Below are 20,100 nucleotides of genomic sequence, written 5' to 3'. Positions count from 1 at the left end.
CGCCTATGTTGAATGACCCGATTCCACCTCACGTTGACCCGCGCAAATTAGCCGATCGTGGCGTAACCCTTAACGGTTCGCTGCAACTCGCTGATTTGGATAGACTCTGCGACCCGCTTTCCGACAATGTCGGTACGGTGCAGGCGAAGTTCGATTTTGAACGAGATGAGCAGCACGTGGTGGTTATCCACAGCGAGCTGGACGTCGAGGTCAAGATGGTTTGCCAGCGTTGTCTTGAGCTGGTCACCCTGCCGATTCACAGCGAATGTACGTACGCTGTGGTGAAGGAGGGTGCGAATACCCAGTCGTTGCCGAAAGGCTATGACGTGCTGGAACTGGGCGAAGATCCTTTGGATCTGCAGGCCTTGATCGAGGAGGAGCTTCTGCTCGCCTTGCCCATCGTGCCTGCTCATCATCCGGAAGAATGCCAGCAGCCGGCGGGCGCAGACGAGCCCGATTCGAGCAAGGACGAGGTATCGCGGTCCAACCCGTTCAGTGTTTTGGCGCAGTTAAAGCGTGACCCAAACGTTTAGGAGTTAATCAATTATGGCTGTTCAGCAGAACAAAAAATCCCGCTCTGCCCGTGACATGCGCCGTTCCCACGACGCCCTGTCGGAAAACGCGCTGTCGGTAGAGAAAACCACCGGTGAAGTACACCTGCGTCACCACGTTTCGCCAGAAGGCGTATACCGTGGTCGCAAAGTGATCGACAAGGGCGCTGACGAGTAATCCTTGTCCGCTCAGATCATCGCGATCGACGCAATGGGCGGGGACTTCGGTCCCCGCAGCATTGTCCAGGCTAGCATTGCCTGCCTTTCGGCTACTCCCTCGCTTCACCTGACCCTCGTCGGTCAACCCTCCCTCCTTGAAGATCTTGTCAGCGGCCTTGCAGCTGCGGATCGCGCGCGCCTGCAAATCGTCGCCGCCAGTGAGGTGATCGGGATGGACGAGCGTCCTTCGCAGGCGCTGCGGGGCAAGCCGGATTCGTCGATGCGCATTGCCCTTGAACTGGTGCGTGACGGCAAGGCCCAGGCCTGCGTGAGTGCCGGCAATACCGGGGCGTTGATGGCGCTGTCGCGTTACGTGCTCAAGACATTGCCCGGCATCGATCGGCCGGCCATGGTCGCGGCGATCCCGACCCAGGCGGGTTACTGCCAGCTGCTCGACCTTGGCGCCAATGTCGATTGCAGTGCGGAAAACCTCTACCAGTTCGCCGTGATGGGTTCGGTGGCTGCCCAGGCCCTCGGTGTGCATCGTCCGCGCGTTGCGCTGCTGAACATCGGTACCGAGGACATCAAGGGCAACCAGCAGGTCAAGCTGGCTGCCACGCTGTTGCAGAACGCCCGCGGCCTCAATTATGTTGGCTACGTCGAAGGTGATGGCTTGTATCGCGGGGAGGCGGATGTGGTGGTGTGCGACGGGTTCGTCGGCAACATCCTGCTCAAGTCCAGCGAAGGGCTGGCGACCATGATCGGCGTGCGCATCGAGCGGCTGTTCAAGGGGGGTGCCTTGTCGAGGGTGGCGGGGGCCTTGGCCATGCCTTTGCTCAAGCGCCTGAAGGCCGATCTGGCGCCGGCACGCCACAATGGCGCGAGTTTCCTTGGCTTGCAGGGCATCGTCATCAAGAGCCATGGCTCGGCAGGTGTGGAAGGGTTCCAGAGTGCGATCCAGCGGGCGCTGATCGAGATCCAGGAGAACCTGCCGCAACGCCTGCACGGCCGCCTCGAAGACTTGCTGCCTTAGGCATTTCACCGATGAAGTGCTTAAATGTGACCGCGCAGTTTTCGATACCATCCAAGATTTCATACCCTGCGCCTGGCTCGCGGCCGGGCGCACCCCATTCGACGACAAGATCATAAGGGCTTGTTCAATGTCTGCATCCCTCGCATTCGTCTTTCCCGGTCAAGGTTCCCAGTCGCTGGGCATGCTCAAGGAGCTGGGCGCCGAAAAGCCGGTGATCGTTGAGACCTTCAAGGAAGCCTCCGACGCTCTGGGTTACGACCTGTGGAAGCTGGTCCAGGAAGGTCCGGAAGAACAACTCAATCAAACCGACAAGACCCAGCCAGCGATCCTCACTGCTTCCATCGCGCTGTGGCGCCTGTGGCTGGAAGAGGGTGGTGCGCAGCCGGCTTTCGTTTCCGGTCACAGCCTGGGTGAGTACAGTGCCCTTGTCGCTGCCGGCAGCCTGTCGCTCAAGGATGCGGTGAAGCTGGTCAAGCGCCGTGGCGAGCTGATGCAGGAAGCCGTGCCTGCTGGTCACGGCGCCATGGCTGCGATTCTCGGCCTGGACGACGCTGTCGTAGTCGAGATTTGTGCCAAGGCAGCTGAAGACCAGGTGGTCAGTGCAGTCAACTTCAACTCCCCGGGCCAGGTTGTGATTGCGGGCAACAAGGCGGCAGTGGATCGCGCCATCGAGCTGTGCAAAGAGGCCGGCGCCAAGCGCGCCCTGCCGCTGCCAGTCAGCGTGCCGTCGCACTGCGCCCTGATGGAGCCGGCCGCCGAGCGTTTTGCCGAATCGATCAACGCCATCGAGTGGAAGGCCCCGCAAATTCCGGTGGTGCAGAACGTCACCGCCGCCGTCGCCGCCGACCTCGATGCGCTCAAGCACGACCTGCTGGCGCAGCTGTACCAGCCGGTACGCTGGGTCGAGTGCGTGCAGGCCCTGGCGGCCAACGGTGCCGTCAATCTGGTCGAGTGCGGCCCGGGCAAGGTCCTGGCCGGCCTGAACAAGCGTTGCGCCGACGGCGTCACCACCTACAACCTCAATACCCCTGATGCCGTCGCCGCCACCCGTGCGGCGCTGGCCTGAATTGGAGAAGCTTGCATGAGCCTGCAAGGTAAAGTTGCATTGGTTACCGGCGCCAGCCGTGGCATCGGCCAGGCCATCGCCCTCGAACTGGGCCGCCAGGGCGTGATCGTGATCGGTACTGCCACTTCGGCGTCCGGCGCCGAGCGCATCGCCGCGACCCTGAAAGAGCACGGCATTGCCGGTACCGGCATGGAATTGAACGTCACCAGCGCCGAGTCCGTCGAGGCAGTGCTGGCCGCCATTGGCGAGCAGTTCGGCGCACCGTTGATCCTGGTCAACAACGCCGGCATCACCCGTGACAACCTCATGCTGCGCATGAAGGACGACGAGTGGTTCGACGTGATCGACACCAACCTGAACAGCCTCTACCGTTTGTCCAAGGGCGTGCTGCGTGGCATGACCAAGGCGCGTTGGGGTCGTATCATCAGCATCGGCTCTGTCGTCGGTGCCATGGGCAACGCCGGTCAGGCCAACTACGCGGCCGCCAAGGCGGGCCTCGAAGGCTTCAGTCGTGCGCTGGCGCGTGAAGTGGGTTCGCGTGGCATCACCGTCAACTCGGTGACTCCGGGCTTCATCGACACCGACATGACGCGCGAGCTGCCAGAAGCACAGCGCGAAGCCCTGCAGACCCAGATTCCGCTGGGCCGCCTGGGCCAGGCTGACGAAATCGCCAAGGTGGTTTCCTTCCTGGCGTCCGACGGCGCAGGCTACGTTACCGGTGCCACCGTGCCGGTCAACGGCGGGATGTACATGTAACGCTGCAACTCAATGTGACGGATTGCTTAAAAAAAGAGTCATACTCCGAGCCTAAAATCCGTTATAAAGCTGCAACCAGATTCCAGGCAGGGGGTTGGGTGTCTAATCCGAAAGTGCGTTCCGCTTGAAAAGCGAACGTCTTTCTATAAACTTGGTCACCGGCCAGCTGCCTGACATATGTCCATTAGGAGTGAAAACTAGGTATGAGCACCATCGAAGAACGCGTCAAGAAAATCGTCGCCGAGCAACTGGGCGTCAAGGAAGAGGAAGTCAAGAACGAGGCTTCCTTCGTCGATGACCTGGGTGCCGATTCGCTTGACACCGTTGAGCTGGTGATGGCTCTGGAAGAGGAATTCGAGACCGAAATCCCTGACGAAGAAGCCGAGAAGATCACTACCGTTCAAGCAGCCATCGACTACGTCAACAGCCACAAGGCCTAAGACGCTGTAGTCGTCGCTTCCTGACGAGAAAAACCGCACTGCCTTTGCCGGCGTGCGGTTTTTTCTTTGCGAAGCTGCAGCGTCGGTTCGCTCACGGCGAGAGCCTGTTGCCATTTCATTCCATTGCCTGAATGCAATGGCAAGAGACTCTGTAATCAGAAAAGGAGAGTACTGTGTCGCGTAGACGCGTCGTGGTCACCGGTATGGGTATGCTGTCGCCACTGGGTACCGATGTACCGAGCACCTGGCAGGGCATTCTGGCTGGCCGCAGTGGCATTGGTCCGATCGAACACACGGACCTGTCTGCCTACTCCACCCGTTTTGGCGGCTCGGTGAAGGGCTTCGAGGTCGAGCAGTACCTGTCGGCCAAGGAAGCTCGCAAGCTTGACCTGTTCATTCAGTACGGCCTGGCGGCCGGCTTCCAGGCGGTACGCAATGCCGGCCTCGAAGTCACCGACGCCAACCGTGAGCGCATCGGCGTGGCCATGGGCTCGGGTATTGGCGGCCTGACCAACATCGAAGAAACCAGCCGCACCTTGCACGATCAAGGTCCGCGCCGCATTTCGCCGTTCTTCGTGCCCGGTTCGATCATCAACATGATCTCTGGCTTCCTGTCGATCCACCTGGGGCTGCAGGGGCCGAACTACGCCATCGCCACGGCGTGCACTACCGGTACCCACTGCATTGGCATGGCGGCACGCAACATCGCCTACGGTGAGGCCGACGTAATGATCGCAGGCGGCGCCGAAATGGCTGCTTGCGGCCTCGGCATGGGCGGTTTCGGTGCCTCGCGTGCACTGTCGACCCGCAACGACGAGCCGACCCGGGCCAGCCGTCCGTGGGACAAGGGCCGTGACGGTTTCGTGTTGTCCGACGGTGCCGGTGCCCTGGTGCTCGAAGAGCTGGAACACGCCCAGGCCCGTGGCGCGACCATTTATGCCGAGCTGGTCGGTTTCGGCATGAGCGGCGACGCCTACCATATGACCTCACCGCCCGACAGTGGTGAAGGCGCCGCGCGCTGCATGGCCAATGCCTTGCGTGATGCCGGGATCGCGCCGGAAGCGGTCAGCTACATCAATGCCCATGGCACCTCGACGCCTGCGGGCGACATTGCCGAAGTGGCGGCGATCAAGCGCGTATTCGGCGAGCACGCCTACAAGCTGGCGGTCAGTTCGACCAAGTCGATGACCGGCCACCTGCTGGGTGCCGCAGGTGCCGTTGAAGCGATCTTCAGTGTCCTGGCGATCAACAGCCAGATGGCACCGCCGACCATCAACCTCGACGAGCCGGACGAAGGCTGCGACCTGGACTTCGTGCCCCATGTGGCGCGCAGCATGCCGATCGACGTGGTGTTGTCCAACTCGTTCGGCTTCGGTGGCACCAACGGCTCGCTGGTGTTCCGCCGGTTCGCCGGTTGATGCACAGCTGGGTCGACGGCCAGCCTGCGACTGCGGTCAACCTGCAGAACCGAGGCCTGGCCTATGGCGATGGCCTGTTCGAGACCATCGCCATACGCGCCGGCCGGCCCAGCCTGCTGGACGGCCATCTGGCCCGCTTGGCGCTGGGTTGCCAGCGCCTGGCGATCGATGCCGACCTGGCGCTGCTGCGCGATGAAGTCCAGCGCTACGCCAGCCAGCTGGGCGACGGCGTGGCCAAGCTCATCCTCACCCGTGGCGATAGCTTGCGTGGCTACGCGCCGGCGGCGGGTGCCGCGCCGCGACGTATCCTGCAGGGCAGTCCGCTGCCAAGCTATCCTGTCGAACATGCCGAGCTCGGCGTGCGCTTGTTCCCCTGCCAGACCCGGCTTGGGGAACAACCGTTGCTGGCTGGCCTCAAACACCTCAATCGCCTGGAGCAGGTGCTGGCCCGAGCCGAATGGCAGGACAGCGAACATGCCGAAGGCCTGATGCGTGACGGGCAGGGAAGGGTGATCGAAGGCGTGTACAGCAATCTGTTCCTGGTGCGTGACGGCGTGCTTCTTACCGCCGACCTCAGTCGCTGTGGGGTTGCCGGGGTGATGCGCGGTGCGTTGCTGGAGCAGGCGCAGGCGCTGGCGATACCGGTGCAGGTACGCGACCTGCCGTTCGAGGCGCTGGAGCAAGCCGATGAAGTGTTCGTCTGCAACAGTGTCTATGGGGTCTGGCCGGTGCGTGCAATTGCCGCGCTGAACTGGTCGCCGGGCCCGCTCACCCGTAAACTGCAGGCCGTTGCCCGTACGTTACTGGATACCTGAATTCGTGAGACGCAAATTCCTGCTGCTGCTGGAAATGGGTTTGATCCTCGCCGGCCTGGCATTGGGCTGGTCGGCCTGGAAGATCAACTCGGTGCTGGAGCAGCCCTTGCACGTGACGCAGGAGCGCCTGCTGGACGTGCCCAGTGGTACCAACCCCAATCGCATGTTCTATCGCATGCAGAACGAGGGGTTGCTCGAAGACGCCGTCTGGCTGCGCCTTTACTGGCGCTTCAACATGGCGGGTATCCCGCTGAAGACCGGCGAGTATCGTCTCACCCCTGGCATGACCGTCGAAGACCTGTTCGACGCCTGGCGCCGCGCCGACGTGGTGCAGTACAACCTGACCCTGGTCGAGGGCTGGACTTTCCGTCAGGTGCGTTCAGCCATCGCCAAGCATGAGAAGCTCAAGCACACCCTCGATGCTCTGTCCGACGCCGAGGTCATGGACAAGCTTGGCCACACCGGCGTCTTCCCCGAAGGGCGCTTCTTCCCTGACACCTACCGCTTCGTGCGCGGCATGAGCGACATCGAGCTGTTGCAGCAGGCCTATATGCGCCTGGACGAAGTGCTGGCCAAGGAGTGGGCCGAGCGCACCACCGACTTGCCTTACCGGGACCCTTACCAGGCCTTGATCATGGCCTCCCTGGTGGAGAAGGAAACCGGCATACCCCAGGAGCGTGGACAGATCGCCGGCGTGTTCGTCCGGCGCCTGCGCCTGGGGATGATGCTGCAGACCGACCCGACGGTGATCTACGGCATGGGTGAGCGCTACAACGGCCGGATCACCCGCGCCGATCTGCGCGAGCCGACGCCCTACAACACCTATACCATGACCGGTTTGCCGCCGACGCCGATCGCCATGGTCGGGCGCGAGGCGATCCACGCCGCGCTCAACCCGTCCGATGGCACCAGCCTGTACTTCGTCGCCCGTGGTGACGGCAGCCATGCCTTCTCCGACGACCTGGACGACCATAACTCGGCAGTGCGCGAGTTCCAGCTCAAGCGGCGCGCGGATTACCGCTCCAGCCCCGGGCCACAGGCTGCTCCGGAGTCCGTGCCCGAGCCTGTGCCGGCAGTGGACCCGCCCGAACCGCAATCGCCATCACCGCAGGAGTCGGTGCCGGACAGCGAGCCTGAGCCCGCCGGCGAACCTGCACCGGCCGATGCGCCGGCACCTGACGAACAACATTAAGGACTGCCTGTGAGCGGCTTGTTTATTACCCTGGAAGGCCCCGAAGGCGCGGGCAAGAGCACCAACCGCGACTACCTGGCCGCGCGATTGCGCGAACACGGGCTGGATGTGGTGTTGACCCGCGAGCCCGGTGGCACGCCTTTGGCGGAGAAGGTCCGCGAATTGCTGCTGGCACCCAGTGAAGAGGCGATGCATGCCGACACCGAACTGTTGCTGGTGTTCGCCGCGCGTGCCCAGCATCTGGCCCAGGTGATCCGCCCGGCGCTGAGCAACGGCTCGGTGGTGTTGTGCGATCGCTTCACGGATGCCACCTACGCCTACCAGGGTGGCGGTCGCGGTCTGTCCGTGGCGCGCATTGCAGCGCTGGAGCAGTTCGTTCAGGGCGATCTGCGTCCTGACCTGACACTGGTGTTCGACTTGCCGGTCGAGGTCGGCCTCGCCCGCGCTGCCGCGCGCGGTCGCCTGGATCGTTTCGAGCAGGAAGGCCAGGCCTTCTTCGAGGCTGTACGCCAGGCCTACCTGCAGCGCGCCCAGGGCGAGCCGCAGCGCTACCACATGCTGGACGCGGCACAGCCGCTGGAAGCAGTGCAACGTGCCATCGACGCGCTGTTGCCGGTGATTCTGGAGCGCTGCCGTGGCTGAGGCCTACCCCTGGCAGCAGTCGCTGTGGCAGCAGTTGGCCGGACGTGCCCAGCATGCCCACGCCTACCTGTTGCACGGCCCCCAGGGGATCGGCAAGCGCGCCCTGGCCGAGCGCCTGATGGCCCGCCTGCTGTGCCAGCACCCGCAGGGGCTGGACGCCTGTGGGCAATGCAAGGCCTGCCTCTTGCTCAAGGCAGGTAGCCATCCGGACAACTACGTGCTGGAGCCGGAAGAGGCCGACAAGCCGATCAAGGTGGACCAGGTGCGTGAACTGGTTTCCTTCGTGGTACAGACCGCGCAGCTGGGCGGGCGCAAGGTCATCTTGATCGAGCCGGTAGAGGCCATGAACGTCAATGCCTCCAACGCCTTGCTCAAGAGCCTGGAAGAGCCTTCGGGCGACACGGTGATGTTGCTCGTCAGCCATCAACCCAGCCGCCTGCTGCCCACCATCAAGAGCCGCTGCCAGCAGGTCGCCTGCACGCAGCCCAGCCTGGCCGAAAGCCAGGCCTGGCTGGCGGCGGCGCTGCCCGACAGCGACGGTGTGGAGCGTGATGAACTGCTGACCCTGGCGGCCGGATCACCGTTGAGGGCAGTGAGCTTGCAGGCTCAAGGGGTGCGTGAGCAGCGCGCGCTGGTCGCTGAAGGGGTGAAGAAACTGCTCAAGCAGCAGCAATCGCCCAGTCAGCTGGCCGAAGCCTGGAGCAATGTGCCATTGTTGTTGCTGTTCGACTGGTTCTTCGATTGGTCGCACCTGATCCTGCGCTACCAATTGAGCCAGGACGACACTGGGCTTGGCCTGGCCGACATGAGCAAGGTGGTGCAGTACCTGGCGCAGAAGAGTCGGCAGGCCAAGGTGCTCGAGGTTCAGGCCTGGATCCTCGAGCAGCGCCAGAAGGTGCTCGGCAAGGCCAACCTCAATCGTGTGCTGTTGCTGGAAGCGTTGCTCGCCCATTGGTTGCAGCTGCCTGGCTCCCGCTGATTTTTCATTTCTTCACATGTGCCGTATCCCATGCTCGTAGACTCCCATTGCCACCTCGACCGTCTTGACCTGAGCGCCCACCAAGGCTCCCTCGATGCCGCCCTGCAGGCTGCCCGTGAACGGGGCGTAGGGCATTTCCTGTGCATCGGTGTAAGCGCCGAGAACGCCGGCGCGGTGAAGGCCCTGAGCGAGCAATATGCCGATGTCGATTGCTCGGTAGGGGTACACCCACTGGATCTGGCGCCCGGCGAGATACCGGCCCTGGAATGGCTGTTGCGCGAGCTGGCGCACCCGCACGTGGTGGCGATCGGCGAAACCGGTCTGGACTACCACTACGAGCCGGAAGCGGCCCATTTGCAGCAGGCCTCGTTCCGTCTGCACCTGGAGGCATCGCGTCAGGCCGGCAAACCGGTGATCGTGCACACCCGTGCGGCCAGGGCTGATACCTTGGCGCTGTTGCGCGAGGCGAACCTGCCCCAGGCCGGTGTGCTGCATTGCTTCACCGAGGACTGGGACATGGCTAGGGCCGCGCTCGACCTGGGTTACTACATTTCGTTGTCGGGCATCGTCACGTTCCGCAATGCCGAGGCCTTGCGCGATGTCGCCCGGCAGGTGCCGGCCGACCGCTTGCTGGTGGAAACCGATTCGCCTTACCTCGCACCCATTCCGCACCGTGGCAAGCCGAACCTGCCGCAGTACGTACGCGAGGTAGCCGAGTATGTCGCCTCGTTGCGTGGGGTCAGCTACGAGCAGTTGGCCAGCCAGACCACCGCCAACTTCAAGCGATTGTTCCCGCTGGCACGGGTGGCGATGTAAAGGGCAAAAAAAACCCGGGTTCTGGGGGGGGAATCCGGGTTAAGACCATTAGGAGTAAAACAAAGGTACGCGGTCCCTGAGCACCTTTATTGGCGCGCCACTTGGGGGGGATGCGCCGCGCCAACACTTCAAGTATTGGTCAGGTTTGGCGCAGTGCCAGTGTCTGTTGTTCGTTTTTTAAACAGATTTGGAATACGCCCGGGCACCGTTCCTCCCTCAGCGTATGGCCAGTCGCCGCACCTGCGCGACAGCTTCGTCGATCAATCGCTCATCGGTATAGAAATGCGGCGAAAAACGCACACCTGGGCCGCGAAGCGCACAAACAGTCCCCTCGCTTGACAGCGAGCGATAGATATCGGCGCTCAGATGGCCCTGGACGCTGAATGTGATGATCCCGGCCCGTCTTTGCGGGGCTGTCGGGCTATGCAGCTCGACCCCGGGGATACTGGCCAGCCCCTGGTGCAACTGCTCGATCCGTTGTTGCAGTTGCCGCGTCACCTCATCCATGCCCACCTCCTCCAGCAACGACAGACTTGCTTCCAGCGCACAGGTGCCCAGCATGTTCGGGCTGCCGCACTCGAAGCGCCGCGCACTGCGTGCCGGCTGCCACTGGCGGCGTTCGAAGTCGCCAAGATTTTCGAGCATGTGCCAGCCATAGGCATGGAGCCTGAGGCGTGGGCGTAACGCTGCCCGGCAGTAGAACAGGCCCAGGCCCTCCGGGCCCAGCATCCACTTGTGACCATCGGCCATGGCGAAATCGCACGGGTACTGCTGCACATCGAAGGGCAGGGCGCCGATGTGCTGGATGGCATCGACGCAAAACAGCACCTTGCGCGCCTGGCAGCCTTGGCCAAGTCGCGCCAGGTCCAGGCGCAGGCCGCTGCCGAACTGCACGGCACTGACTGCCAGCAAGCGTGCGCGTGGGCCGCAGGCGTCAAGCAGCGAAGATTCCGGGTCGTCGCCGCCAAGGCTCACCTGGACCACCTCGACACCGCGGTCGGCCAATGCTTCCCACACGACCCTGTTGGAGGGAAACTCCTCGTCGCTGATCACGACCTGGTCGCCCACTTGCCAGTCGAGGCCGAAGGCAACCAGCGACAGCGCTTGCGAGGTGTTGCCGACCAAGGCAATGTCGCCGCTGGACGGTGCATTGATCAAGCGGGCCAGGCGTTGGCGCAAGCGCCGTTCGGTGGCCAGCCATGTCGCATACTCGCGGGCGCCCAGGCTGAGGTTCTCCCGAGCGAAGCGCGCCACGGCCTCGCTGGCCCGGCGCGGCCAGGGCGCGATGGCGGCGTGGTTCAGGTAGCGCAGTCCCGGGGCTTGCTCGAACTCATCGTGAAACATAGACATGGTTGGAAGATCCGTGCAATTTGCCGCAAGTTAGGCATAATAAACCGCTTCGATTGTCATCCAGTCCTTCCTATGCAGAAAGAACCTCGTAAGGTCCGTGAGTTTCGCCGTCGCGAACAGGAAATCCTCGACACTGCACTCAAGCTTTTTCTCGAACAGGGTGAAGACAGCGTCACCGTCGAGATGATCGCTGATGCCGTGGGTATCGGCAAAGGCACGATCTACAAGCACTTCAAGTCCAAGGCGGAGATCTACCTGCGCCTGATGCTCGACTACGAACGCGACTTGAACGCCCTGTTGCACTCGGCCGATGTCGACCGTGACAAGGAGGCGCTGTCGCGTGCCTACTTCGAGTTCCGCATGCGCGACCCGCAACGCTATCGGCTGTTCGACCGCCTTGAGGAAAAGGTGGTCAAGGGCAACCAGGTGCCAGAAATGGTCGAGGAATTGCACAGCATTCGCGCGTCCAACTTCGATCGCCTGACCCAATTGATCAAAGGCCGCATCAGCGAAGGCAAGCTTGAGGATGTGCCGCCGTACTTCCACTACTGCGCCGCCTGGGCATTGGTACACGGTGCCGTGGCGCTCTACCATTCGCCGTTCTGGAGCAATGTGCTGGAGGATCAGGAAGGGTTCTTCCAGTTCCTCATGGACATCGGCGTGCGCATGGGCAACAAGCGCAAGCGCGACCCCGAAGCGACCAACTGACGAGGGCGCCGAGCGTCCCGTCGCAGCCGGCATCGAGCAGGGGCTTGCAAAAACCTGAATTTTGAGTCAGGTTTTGCCGGCCCCCGATTCATCCATGCCGGAGTCACCCATGATCGTCGATCGTCAAGGCAGGCGCTTTCGCAACCTGCGCGTCAGCCTGACAGCTGCCTGTAACTACGCCTGCAGCTATTGCGTGCCTGACGGCAAGCGCCTGGTGGCGGCCCAGGATGAGCTCACGGCCGAGACCTTGGCCCGTGGCGTGTCCTACCTGATCGAAACAGCCGGAATCGAGCGCCTGCGCATCACCGGCGGCGAGCCGCTGGTGAGTCCGCGGCTGGATGCATTTCTGGCTGCCGTCGCCAAGCTCGACCTTCAGGACATCACCCTGACCACCAATGGCCAGCTGCTTTCGCGCAAGTTGCCGCAACTGCAGGCGGCCGGCATTCGCCGCTTGAACGTTTCCCTCGATTCCCTCGACCCGCAAGCCTTCCGGCGGATCGCCCGCGGCGGTGACCTCGCCACTGTGCTCGCCGGCATGGACCAGGCCCGGAGCATGGGTATGCAGATCAAGGTGAACATGGTGCCCATGCGTGGACAGAACCTCGACCAGGTGCTGCCAATGCTCGACTACTGCCTCGATCGCGGCTATGAGCTGCGTTTTATCGAGCTCATGCGCATGGGGCATCTGGCCCGAGACAACAACGCGTTCCTGCAACAGTTCGTGGGGCTCGACCATCTGCTCGCCCTCATCGGCCAGGCGCATGACTACCAGCAGGCCCAGGCGCCTCTGGATGCCACTGCACTGCGCTACCAGATTCCCGGCAAGGGCCATTTCGGTGTGATTGCCAACGAGAGCGTGCCGTTCTGCCGCACCTGCTCGCGCTTGCGGCTGTCGTCCACCGGTTGGCTGCACGGCTGCCTGTCGTCGAGCAATCGTCACTTTGTCGGCGATCTGCTGGAAAAGCCGCGCCATGAGGCCTTGCCTGCGCTGCAGCGCTTGCTGGTCAAGGCCTTGGCCGACAAGCAGGAGCTGGCGTTTGCCGGCGGTGTGACGGTGATGAAGGTGATCGGCGGCTGATCTGGCGCAAAAGCTGCATCCGCCAGCTATTCGCCGGTTTTTCGTCGCCGGTCATTGGAGGAAAGATGCGTAGCCTGGTCTTGCCCCTGGCGCTGTTGGCGCTGGGTGGCTGCATGAATGTCAGCGACATGGGCGAGGGCGTTCGTTATCACATGAGCGATGCCGGCCTGCTGGACCACAGCGATACTCGCCGCTCATTGTCGATCCGCCTGCAGCCCGACTCGTTCATCTTCATTGGCCAGGGTGCCTTCGTGCCGCCCGCCAACGGCCCGGTACCGCCTCAGAATGTGGTGGCCGACGAGGCTTTCAAGAGTTTTGTCGAGTACTTCCCGCTGGTGCGCCGTGCTGCGGGCCCGCTGGGCCTTGAGGAAGCGATTGCCCAGGCGCGCGCGGTCGGTGCCGACTACGTGCTGTATACCCGCTTCGCCCGCACCGACGACCGTATCGGCAATGGCGATGAGTGGTATGACGAACAGGCGGTCGATCGCCTGGGCTGGGATACCGGTGTAGTGCAGATGATGCTGATCGAAACCAATACCCGCTACCTGATCGATACCGCACGGATCAAGAGCCGTGGCGGATTGTTGACGTTCCACGACAATTCACCCCAGGATTTGCTTGCCGCACCGATGCGCGAGTACGCTCGTAGCCTTCTTGGAATGAGTGAATGAGGCGAGCGCGATGACGGATTCCGGCAAGGCCAATGATCTGCTGGCACAGATACCCAAGCACAAGGGCCTGCCGCCGGTGCATCTGTGGAATCCTGATTTCTGCGGCGACATCGACATGCGCATCGCCCGTGACGGCACCTGGTACTACCTGGGCACGCCGATCGGGCGCAAGCCGATGGTGCGGCTGTTCTCCACCATCATTCGGCGTGATGGCGATGAGTACTTCCTGATCACCCCGGTCGAGAAGGTTGGCATCCGGGTCGACGATGTGCCTTTCGTTGCCGTGACCCTCGACGTGCAGGGCAGTGGTGAGCAACAAGTGCTGAGCTTTACCAGCAATGTCGAGGATCAGGTCGAGGCGGGCCCGGCCAATCCGCTGCGGGTGGAGATCGATCCCGTCACCCAGGAGCCGTCGCCGTATGTGCTGATGCGCAGTAATCTCGAAGCGTTGATCCACCGCAATGTGTTCTACCAGCTGGTCGAGCTGGCGGTGCCGCGCATGATTGATGGCGAAGAATGGCTTGGCGTCTGGAGTCATGGCGAGTTCTACCCCATCGGACGTAGCAACTGAAGTCCCGGGGCTGTGAAGCGGCCCCCTGTTTTTTCTCCGAATTGGCCGTTTGCCTCTGTTGGTCCTGGGCCTAACCTGCAGGCAGTCGCCAATCAGGAGAAGCCCCATGAAATCTTCCTATCTTCCTTTTGCCCTGCTCGTCGGCATCGGCCTGCTCGCTGGCCAATCCAATGCCTGGGCGCACGGTGACGTGCCAGACCAGGTCAAGGTCCTGCAGGTACAACAACCTTCGAATGCCCCCGGCAAGCAAGCGATCATGCTCACCGTCAATTATGCCCCTGGCCAGGCATCGCCTGCCCACCAGCATCCAGGCGCGGTGATGGCCTATGTGCTTGAAGGCGCAGTGGTGTCGAAGCTCAATGATGAGCAGGAAAAGACCTACCAGGCGGGGGAGTACTGGTACGAAGCGCCGGGGACTGTGCACAGCGTGTCGCGCAACGCCAGCAAGACCAAGCCTGCCAGGTTGCTGGTCTGGAGCCTGGTGGATGAAGGCAAGCCGGTGACCTTGCCCCTGGCGCAATGAAGCACCCCGCCGCGCAAGGCGGGGTGGTCGTGGCTACAGCAAGGCCTGTGCAGCGCTGACCAGCGCCGCGTCCAGTACCTGGCTGGGGGCGACTTGCACGCTCTGGGTGTAGAAGGGCGGGAGGTTCAGGGCCAGTTGCGCGACCTCCTGCGCCGTGGTGCCCTCCGGCAGCAGCACATATTGCAGGTTGGAGGGGAACGACTGCGGTACGGCGCCCTCCATGGTCGAGCCGTACGCACCGAATGTCATCACGGCCTGGCTGCTGCTCGGGTCCGGGATGTAGAGGAACACGAAGGTGCCGTACTTGGGGTGGGTCAGGTAATCATTGGCCTGCTGACGAACCACTGGGTCCGCGTCGTTCATCAGGGTCCAGCGCATGATCGCGTAGTTGCGCGTGGTCTCCATGAACGCGGTGCGGATCGGCGACTGGTTTTCCACGCCGCCCAGGCACGCCAGCAGGTTACCGAACGGGTCGAGCAACGCCACGGCGTTGGGCGTGTCGGCCTGCCGGGCGGTCTCGATGAGCGGTTTTGCCAGCTCCTGGCCCGGCAAGCGCGGGTTCGCGGTCTTGAGCTGTAGCGCCCAGGGGCTCAGTGCGCTGAGTGCCTGGCGCACCTTGCTGTCGGCAGGCAGGGTGGTCGGGTCCTTCAGCTGCGAAGGCGGCAGGCCGCTGTTGTTGCTCGCCTCACGCACGGTGTTGACGCTGGCATCGAACACGGTGCCGGTGAGGGTGAAGGCTGCCGCGTCTATCGATTGACCGGCATGAATCGGACCCTGTGAGCCTTGGTAGGGGCGGCCGATCGGTGCATCCACGGCGTAGTAGCCCCATGTATCGCGGGCCTGTTGGCGCACGGCGGGCGGCAGCGTCGGGAAGTCGAACTGGCTGTTGTAGTTGATCCCGGCATAGGTGTCGATGGCACTGACTGCCACGTTGAAGCCTGCGGTCAGCAGCGAGCCTGCACACATCGCACAGGGGTCCAGGGTTGTCACCACGGTCAGTTGCTGGGGGGGTGGCAGGCCGAGTGACTGCCGGTTGGCGAAATACCAGTCGACCAGTTGCCGCTCGCCATGGGCAGTGGGATCGTGGGGCAGGAAGGGCGGCTGCACGGTACTGTTGGGGAATGGCATCAGTACGTTGTTGTGCAAGGCGGCGAGTACGTTGCCGGTCTGGTTGTCGACGATGCAGCCGCCGACCGCGAAGGTGCCTTGCTGACTGGCCAGGATAGCCTGGTTGGCGACCAGGTCCACGGCCTGCTGGGCATTCTGGATAGTGTCCATGATGACTCCCTGTCGATGAGCGCTCGATGCGCTTTCAAACGATAGAACAGGGCAGGGCGAAGACAAGAACGCCGAAAACAAAAAACCTCCAGTGCACACGCAACTGGAGGTTTTTCAGTATTTGGCTCCGCGACCTGGACTCGAACCAGGGACCCAATGATTAACAGTCATTTGCTCTACCGACTGAGCTATCGCGGAATCTGCTGGTATCTTACTGATTGCCAAGGGGAAGTCAAGCTGCCCCTCGGCAAATCAGAAGAGAATCAAGCAGTTACAGCACTTCGACGATGGCCTTGGTGACCACGTGGATGTTGCTCTGGTTCAACGCGGCCACAGCGATGCGGCCGGTGTCCAGTGCGTAGATGCCGAACTCGTTCTTCAGGCGCGCCACCTGCTCGACGGTCAGGCCGGAGTAGGAGAACATGCCAGCCTGGCGGCCAACGAAGCTGAAGTCGCGCTTGGCGCCGTATTCGGCCAGCAGCTCGACCATCTGCTTGCGCATGCCGTGGATGCGCACGCGCATCTCGGCCAACTCCGCTTCCCACATGCTGCGCAGTTCGTCGCTGTTGAGCACGGTGGCGACGATGGTGGCGCCGTGGGTCGGCGGGTTGGAGTAGGTGGTGCGGATCACGCGCTTGACCTGGGACAGCACGCGGGTGCTTTCGTCCTTGGAGGCGGTGACGATCGACAGTGCGCCGACGCGCTCGCCGTACAGCGAGAACGATTTGGAGAACGAGCTGGAAACGAAGAACTCAAGGCCGGACTCGGCGAACAGGCGCACGGCGAAGGCGTCTTCGGCGATGCCGTCACCAAAGCCCTGGTAGGCCATGTCGAGGAACGGCACGTGACCTTTGGCCTTGACCACTTCCAGCACGTTTTTCCAGTCGTCCAGACCCAGGTCGACGCCGGTCGGGTTGTGGCAGCAGGCGTGCAGCACGACGATCGAGCCGGACGGCAGGTTGTTCAGGTCCTCGAGCATGCCGGCGCGGTTGACGTCGTTGCTCGGCGCGTCGTAGTAGCGGTAGTTCTGCACCGGGAAACCGGCGGTCTCGAACAGCGCACGGTGGTTTTCCCAGCTCGGGTCGCTGATGGCCACCACGGCGTTCGGCGAAAGGCGCTTGAGGAAATCGGCACCGATCTTCAGAGCGCCGGTGCCGCCAACGGCCTGCACGGTGACCACGCGGCCAGCGGCCAGCAGTGGCGACTCGGCGCCGAAGATGAGTTTCTGTACAGCCTGGTCGTAGGTGGCGATGCCATCGATCGGCAGGTAGCCGCGCGAGGCATGCTGGGCGGCACGCTGGGTTTCGGCTTCGATCACGGCGCGCAGCAGCGGGATGCGGCCTTCCTCGTTGCAGTAGACGCCCACGCCCAGGTTGACCTTGTCGGTACGCGGGTCGGCGTTGAATGCTTCGTTGAGGCCCAGGATCGGGTCGCGGGGTGCCAGCTCTACAGCGGAAAACAGGCTCATTGTTACCTTGGCTCTGAATGGAGAGTGATAGGACGTACACGCTCCAGCCGAATGCACTGAAGCGGTGCACAAACGGGGAGTCAGTATAGTGATACCGATCGGTCACGGCGACACTGTGTCGCGGCTTTTCAGCTGATTTGCGCAAATTTTTTTCGACCATTGGTCGAATTGCCGGGTCCACCGCAATAGGCGCTCACAGCTTGACCTTGAATCCGGTCCCCGAGGGGCGCATTTGGGTATAGACTACTGGCTAAATTTACAGTTGCTGCAACATCGCGAGGTTCGTCATGTCCGAGTTCCAGCTCGTCACCCGATTCCAGCCGGCCGGCGACCAACCCGAAGCCATCCGCCAGATGGTCGAGGGTATCGACGCCGGGCTGTCTCACCAGACCCTGCTCGGGGTAACCGGTTCGGGCAAGACCTTCAGCATCGCCAACGTCATCCAGCAGGTGCAGCGGCCGACGCTGGTGCTGGCGCCGAACAAGACGCTGGCGGCGCAACTGTATGGTGAATTCAAGGCGTTCTTCCCGAACAACGCGGTGGAGTATTTCGTCTCCTACTACGACTACTACCAGCCCGAGGCCTACGTGCCGTCGTCGGACACCTTCATCGAGAAGGACGCTTCGATCAACGACCACATCGAGCAGATGCGCCTTTCGGCGACCAAGGCCCTGCTGGAGCGGCGCGATGCGATCATCGTGACCACGGTGTCGTGCATCTACGGCCTGGGCAGCCCCGAGACTTACCTGAAGATGGTCCTGCACGTCGACCGTGGCGACAAGCTGGACCAGCGCGCGTTGCTGCGCCGTCTGGCCGACCTGCAGTACACCCGCAACGAAATGGATTTCGCCCGCGCCACCTTCCGCGTGCGCGGCGACGTGATCGACATCTTCCCGGCGGAATCGGACCTCGAAGCCATCCGCATCGAGTTGTTCGACGACGAGGTCGAGAACATCGCGGCCTTCGACCCGCTGACCGGCGAGGTCTTTCGCAAGCTGCCACGGTTCACCTTCTACCCCAAGAGCCACTATGTCACCCCGCGCGAGACCCTGTTGGAGGCGGTGGAGGGCATCAAGGTCGAACTCAAGGATCGCCTGGAGTACCTGCAAAAGGCCAACAAGCTGGTGGAAGCCCAGCGCCTGGAGCAACGGACCCGCTTCGACCTGGAAATGATCCTCGAACTGGGTTACTGCAACGGCATCGAGAACTACTCGCGCTACCTCTCCGGACGCCCGGCCGGGGCACCGCCGCCCACGCTCTACGATTACCTGCCGGCGGATGCGCTGTTGGTGATCGACGAATCGCACGTCAGCGTTCCGCAGGTGGGCGCCATGTACAAAGGCGACCGCTCGCGCAAGGAAACCCTGGTCGAATACGGCTTCCGCCTGCCCTCGGCGTTGGACAACCGCCCCATGCGCTTCGACGAATGGGAGTCGGTGAGCCCGCAGACCATCTTCGTTTCGGCAACGCCGGGGCCCTATGAAGCTGAACATGCCGGGCGGGTGGTCGAGCAGGTAGTGCGCCCCACCGGCCTGGTCGACCCGCAGGTCGAAGTGCGCCCGGCGCTGACCCAGGTCGACGACCTGCTTTCGGAGATCCGCAAGCGGGTCGACCAGGGCGAGCGCGTGCTGGCGACCACGCTGACCAAGCGCATGGCCGAAGACCTTTCCGATTACCTGGCCGACCACGATGTACGGGTGCGTTACCTGCACTCGGACATCGATACCGTGGAGCGGGTAGAGATCATCCGCGACCTGCGCCTGGGCACCTTCGACGTGCTGGTGGGGATCAACCTGTTGCGCGAGGGTCTGGACATGCCCGAGGTGTCGTTGGTGGCGATTCTCGATGCCGACAAGGAAGGCTTCCTGCGCTCCGAGCGCTCGCTGATCCAGACCATCGGTCGTGCCGCGCGCAACCTCAATGGCCGCGCCATTCTCTACGCCGACCAGATCACAGGTTCCATGCAGCGGGCCATCGACGAGACCGAGCGACGCCGGGAGAAGCAGGTCGCGTTCAACCAGGCAAACGGCATCGTGCCCAAGGGCGTGGTCAAGGACATCACCGACATCCTGGAAGGCGCCACCGTGCCGGGGGCCCGAAGCAAGAAGCGCAAGGGCATGGCCAAGGCGGCGGAGGAGAGCGCCCGTTACGAAGCCGAGTTGCGCACGCCGGGTGAGATCACCAAGCGGATCAAGCAGCTGGAAGAGAAGATGATGCAGTTTGCCCGTGACCTGGAGTTCGAGGCAGCGGCGCAGTTGCGAGACGAGATTACCCAGCTTCGGGAGCGGTTGATCACCAGTTGATTTGATGCCGTCTGCAATGGCCTCATCGCGGGCAAGCCCGCTCCTACAGGGTCACCACCGATCCTGTAGGAGATCACCCAGCCCTTTCGGGCTGCGCTGTCGCGCAGCAAACATGAGGCGCATGGCTTCAGATCTGCAGCGGCGCTGACATTTTGAAAAAGAAAAGACGGCTGGCCCGATAGGGCCAGCCGCCTTTTGCTTTGTTAGGGTTCGAGCGCGCGGGACAGAGATCGTAGCCAGCACTGGTGTGTGTCCCCACACCCGCGTGGGAGAGTGATCCGAA

At 62.8% G+C, this 20,100-nt stretch carries 21 protein-coding genes and 1 tRNA gene; 18 read left to right on the top strand and 4 right to left on the bottom strand.

The window, feature by feature from the left end:
- Positions 1-5: 5 nt before the first annotated feature.
- The 12 genes from PPL01S_RS24925 to PPL01S_RS21975 all read left to right on the top strand — a co-directional run bounded on the left by PPL01S_RS24925 (position 6) and on the right by PPL01S_RS21975 (position 9,867).
- Positions 6-533, top strand: a complete 528-nt coding sequence (locus PPL01S_RS24925) for a YceD family protein (protein WP_016391233.1) — start codon at positions 6-8, stop codon at positions 531-533.
- Between the two features lie 13 nt (positions 534-546).
- Complete coding sequence (gene rpmF / locus PPL01S_RS22025; protein WP_010223221.1) at positions 547-729, top strand: 50S ribosomal protein L32; 183 nt, start codon at positions 547-549, stop codon at positions 727-729.
- A gap of 3 nt (positions 730-732) precedes the next feature.
- Entirely contained in the window at positions 733-1,743 is a 1,011-nt protein-coding gene (plsX, locus tag PPL01S_RS22020; RefSeq protein WP_028626100.1) for a phosphate acyltransferase PlsX, read from the top strand.
- A gap of 127 nt (positions 1,744-1,870) precedes the next feature.
- Positions 1,871-2,809, top strand: coding sequence for an ACP S-malonyltransferase (gene fabD / locus PPL01S_RS22015; protein WP_028626101.1), 939 nt, complete (start codon positions 1,871-1,873; stop codon positions 2,807-2,809).
- A 15-nt stretch (positions 2,810-2,824) separates the two neighbouring features.
- Entirely contained in the window at positions 2,825-3,565 is a 741-nt protein-coding gene (fabG, locus tag PPL01S_RS22010) for a 3-oxoacyl-ACP reductase FabG (protein ID WP_016391230.1), read from the top strand.
- Positions 3,566-3,768: 203 nt separating this feature from the next.
- Positions 3,769-4,005, top strand: a complete 237-nt coding sequence (gene acpP / locus PPL01S_RS22005) for an acyl carrier protein (protein ID WP_016391229.1) — start codon at positions 3,769-3,771, stop codon at positions 4,003-4,005.
- Positions 4,006-4,178: 173 nt separating this feature from the next.
- The gene (gene fabF / locus PPL01S_RS22000) at positions 4,179-5,423 is read left to right on the top strand and encodes a beta-ketoacyl-ACP synthase II (protein ID WP_016391228.1); all 1,245 of its coding nucleotides are present in this window, start codon (positions 4,179-4,181) and stop codon (positions 5,421-5,423) included.
- On the top strand, positions 5,423-6,238 hold the full coding sequence (pabC, locus tag PPL01S_RS21995; protein ID WP_016391227.1) for an aminodeoxychorismate lyase: 816 nt from the start codon (positions 5,423-5,425) through the stop codon (positions 6,236-6,238). The genes fabF and pabC overlap by 1 nt, the downstream gene beginning before the upstream one ends.
- Before the next feature lie 4 nt (positions 6,239-6,242).
- Positions 6,243-7,430, top strand: a complete 1,188-nt coding sequence (gene mltG / locus PPL01S_RS21990) for an endolytic transglycosylase MltG (protein ID WP_028626102.1) — start codon at positions 6,243-6,245, stop codon at positions 7,428-7,430.
- 9 nt (positions 7,431-7,439) lie between these two features.
- Complete coding sequence (tmk, locus tag PPL01S_RS21985) at positions 7,440-8,072, top strand: dTMP kinase (RefSeq protein WP_016391225.1); 633 nt, start codon at positions 7,440-7,442, stop codon at positions 8,070-8,072.
- Positions 8,065-9,051: a DNA polymerase III subunit delta' gene (locus PPL01S_RS21980; RefSeq protein ID WP_016391224.1), complete on the top strand. Its 987-nt coding sequence runs from the start codon at positions 8,065-8,067 to the stop codon at positions 9,049-9,051. Before tmk ends, PPL01S_RS21980 begins: the two co-directional genes overlap by 8 nt.
- 30 nt (positions 9,052-9,081) lie before the next feature.
- A complete protein-coding gene (locus PPL01S_RS21975) occupies positions 9,082-9,867 on the top strand; it encodes a TatD family hydrolase (protein WP_016391223.1) in 786 nt (261 codons plus the stop codon).
- 216 nt (positions 9,868-10,083) lie between these two features.
- Here PPL01S_RS21975 and PPL01S_RS21970 read toward each other — a convergent pair whose 3' ends face one another.
- Positions 10,084-11,217 (bottom strand): aminotransferase class V-fold PLP-dependent enzyme, encoded by a 1,134-nt coding sequence (locus PPL01S_RS21970; RefSeq protein ID WP_028626103.1) that lies wholly within the window; start codon positions 11,215-11,217, stop codon positions 10,084-10,086.
- Between the two features lie 72 nt (positions 11,218-11,289).
- Here PPL01S_RS21970 and PPL01S_RS21965 point away from each other — a divergent pair, with 72 nt between their 5' ends.
- The 5 genes from PPL01S_RS21965 to PPL01S_RS21945 all read left to right on the top strand — a co-directional run bounded on the left by PPL01S_RS21965 (position 11,290) and on the right by PPL01S_RS21945 (position 14,768).
- Complete coding sequence (locus PPL01S_RS21965) at positions 11,290-11,925, top strand: TetR/AcrR family transcriptional regulator (protein ID WP_008096393.1); 636 nt, start codon at positions 11,290-11,292, stop codon at positions 11,923-11,925.
- Positions 11,926-12,034: 109 nt separating this feature from the next.
- Positions 12,035-13,003 (top strand): GTP 3',8-cyclase MoaA, encoded by a 969-nt coding sequence (locus PPL01S_RS21960; RefSeq protein WP_028626104.1) that lies wholly within the window; start codon positions 12,035-12,037, stop codon positions 13,001-13,003.
- A 65-nt stretch (positions 13,004-13,068) separates the two neighbouring features.
- Entirely contained in the window at positions 13,069-13,674 is a 606-nt protein-coding gene (locus PPL01S_RS21955) for a DUF4823 domain-containing protein (RefSeq protein ID WP_016391220.1), read from the top strand.
- Between the two features lie 10 nt (positions 13,675-13,684).
- The gene (locus PPL01S_RS21950; protein WP_016391219.1) at positions 13,685-14,245 is read left to right on the top strand and encodes a DUF1285 domain-containing protein; all 561 of its coding nucleotides are present in this window, start codon (positions 13,685-13,687) and stop codon (positions 14,243-14,245) included.
- A gap of 106 nt (positions 14,246-14,351) precedes the next feature.
- A complete protein-coding gene (locus tag PPL01S_RS21945) occupies positions 14,352-14,768 on the top strand; it encodes a cupin domain-containing protein (RefSeq protein ID WP_016391218.1) in 417 nt (138 codons plus the stop codon).
- Positions 14,769-14,801: 33 nt separating this feature from the next.
- Here the strand turns inward: PPL01S_RS21945 and PPL01S_RS21940 are convergent, their stop codons facing one another.
- The 3 genes from PPL01S_RS21940 to PPL01S_RS21930 all read right to left on the bottom strand — a co-directional run bounded on the left by PPL01S_RS21940 (position 14,802) and on the right by PPL01S_RS21930 (position 17,514).
- Positions 14,802-16,046 (bottom strand): nucleoside deaminase, encoded by a 1,245-nt coding sequence (locus PPL01S_RS21940; RefSeq protein ID WP_016391217.1) that lies wholly within the window; start codon positions 16,044-16,046, stop codon positions 14,802-14,804.
- Positions 16,047-16,168: 122 nt separating this feature from the next.
- Positions 16,169-16,244, bottom strand: a tRNA-Asn gene (locus tag PPL01S_RS21935).
- 73 nt (positions 16,245-16,317) lie between these two features.
- On the bottom strand, positions 16,318-17,514 hold the full coding sequence (locus tag PPL01S_RS21930; protein ID WP_016391216.1) for an amino acid aminotransferase: 1,197 nt from the start codon (positions 17,512-17,514) through the stop codon (positions 16,318-16,320).
- Between the two features lie 287 nt (positions 17,515-17,801).
- Here PPL01S_RS21930 and uvrB point away from each other — a divergent pair, with 287 nt between their 5' ends.
- Positions 17,802-19,817 (top strand): excinuclease ABC subunit UvrB, encoded by a 2,016-nt coding sequence (gene uvrB / locus PPL01S_RS21925; protein WP_016391215.1) that lies wholly within the window; start codon positions 17,802-17,804, stop codon positions 19,815-19,817.
- Positions 19,818-20,100 lie beyond the last annotated feature (283 nt).

Origin of the sequence: Pseudomonas plecoglossicida NBRC 103162 = DSM 15088 (assembly GCF_000730665.1) — a bacterium.
In the GTDB taxonomy this organism is placed as follows: Bacteria; Pseudomonadota; Gammaproteobacteria; order Pseudomonadales; family Pseudomonadaceae; genus Aquipseudomonas; species Aquipseudomonas plecoglossicida.
Note: the sequence above shows the minus strand (reverse complement) of the source record. Positions and strands in the feature narration are given on the sequence as shown.

What these genes read in the sequence shown, in the direction of transcription:
- PPL01S_RS24925 (WP_016391233.1), top strand. Translation starts at nt 6, where the DNA reads ATGTTGAATGACCCGATTCCACCTCACGTTGACCCGCGCAAATTAGCC.
- rpmF (WP_010223221.1), top strand. Translation starts at nt 547, where the DNA reads ATGGCTGTTCAGCAGAACAAAAAATCCCGCTCTGCCCGTGACATGCGC.
- fabD (WP_028626101.1), top strand. Translation starts at nt 1,871, where the DNA reads ATGTCTGCATCCCTCGCATTCGTCTTTCCCGGTCAAGGTTCCCAGTCG.
- fabG (WP_016391230.1), top strand. Translation starts at nt 2,825, where the DNA reads ATGAGCCTGCAAGGTAAAGTTGCATTGGTTACCGGCGCCAGCCGTGGC.
- acpP (WP_016391229.1), top strand. Translation starts at nt 3,769, where the DNA reads ATGAGCACCATCGAAGAACGCGTCAAGAAAATCGTCGCCGAGCAACTG.
- pabC (WP_016391227.1), top strand. Translation starts at nt 5,423, where the DNA reads ATGCACAGCTGGGTCGACGGCCAGCCTGCGACTGCGGTCAACCTGCAG.
- PPL01S_RS21975 (WP_016391223.1), top strand. Translation starts at nt 9,082, where the DNA reads ATGCTCGTAGACTCCCATTGCCACCTCGACCGTCTTGACCTGAGCGCC.
- PPL01S_RS21970 (WP_028626103.1), bottom strand. Translation starts at nt 11,217, where the DNA reads ATGTCTATGTTTCACGATGAGTTCGAGCAAGCCCCGGGACTGCGCTAC.
- PPL01S_RS21965 (WP_008096393.1), top strand. Translation starts at nt 11,290, where the DNA reads ATGCAGAAAGAACCTCGTAAGGTCCGTGAGTTTCGCCGTCGCGAACAG.
- PPL01S_RS21960 (WP_028626104.1), top strand. Translation starts at nt 12,035, where the DNA reads ATGATCGTCGATCGTCAAGGCAGGCGCTTTCGCAACCTGCGCGTCAGC.
- PPL01S_RS21955 (WP_016391220.1), top strand. Translation starts at nt 13,069, where the DNA reads ATGCGTAGCCTGGTCTTGCCCCTGGCGCTGTTGGCGCTGGGTGGCTGC.
- PPL01S_RS21950 (WP_016391219.1), top strand. Translation starts at nt 13,685, where the DNA reads ATGACGGATTCCGGCAAGGCCAATGATCTGCTGGCACAGATACCCAAG.
- PPL01S_RS21945 (WP_016391218.1), top strand. Translation starts at nt 14,352, where the DNA reads ATGAAATCTTCCTATCTTCCTTTTGCCCTGCTCGTCGGCATCGGCCTG.
- PPL01S_RS21940 (WP_016391217.1), bottom strand. Translation starts at nt 16,046, where the DNA reads ATGGACACTATCCAGAATGCCCAGCAGGCCGTGGACCTGGTCGCCAAC.
- PPL01S_RS21930 (WP_016391216.1), bottom strand. Translation starts at nt 17,514, where the DNA reads ATGAGCCTGTTTTCCGCTGTAGAGCTGGCACCCCGCGACCCGATCCTG.
- uvrB (WP_016391215.1), top strand. Translation starts at nt 17,802, where the DNA reads ATGTCCGAGTTCCAGCTCGTCACCCGATTCCAGCCGGCCGGCGACCAA.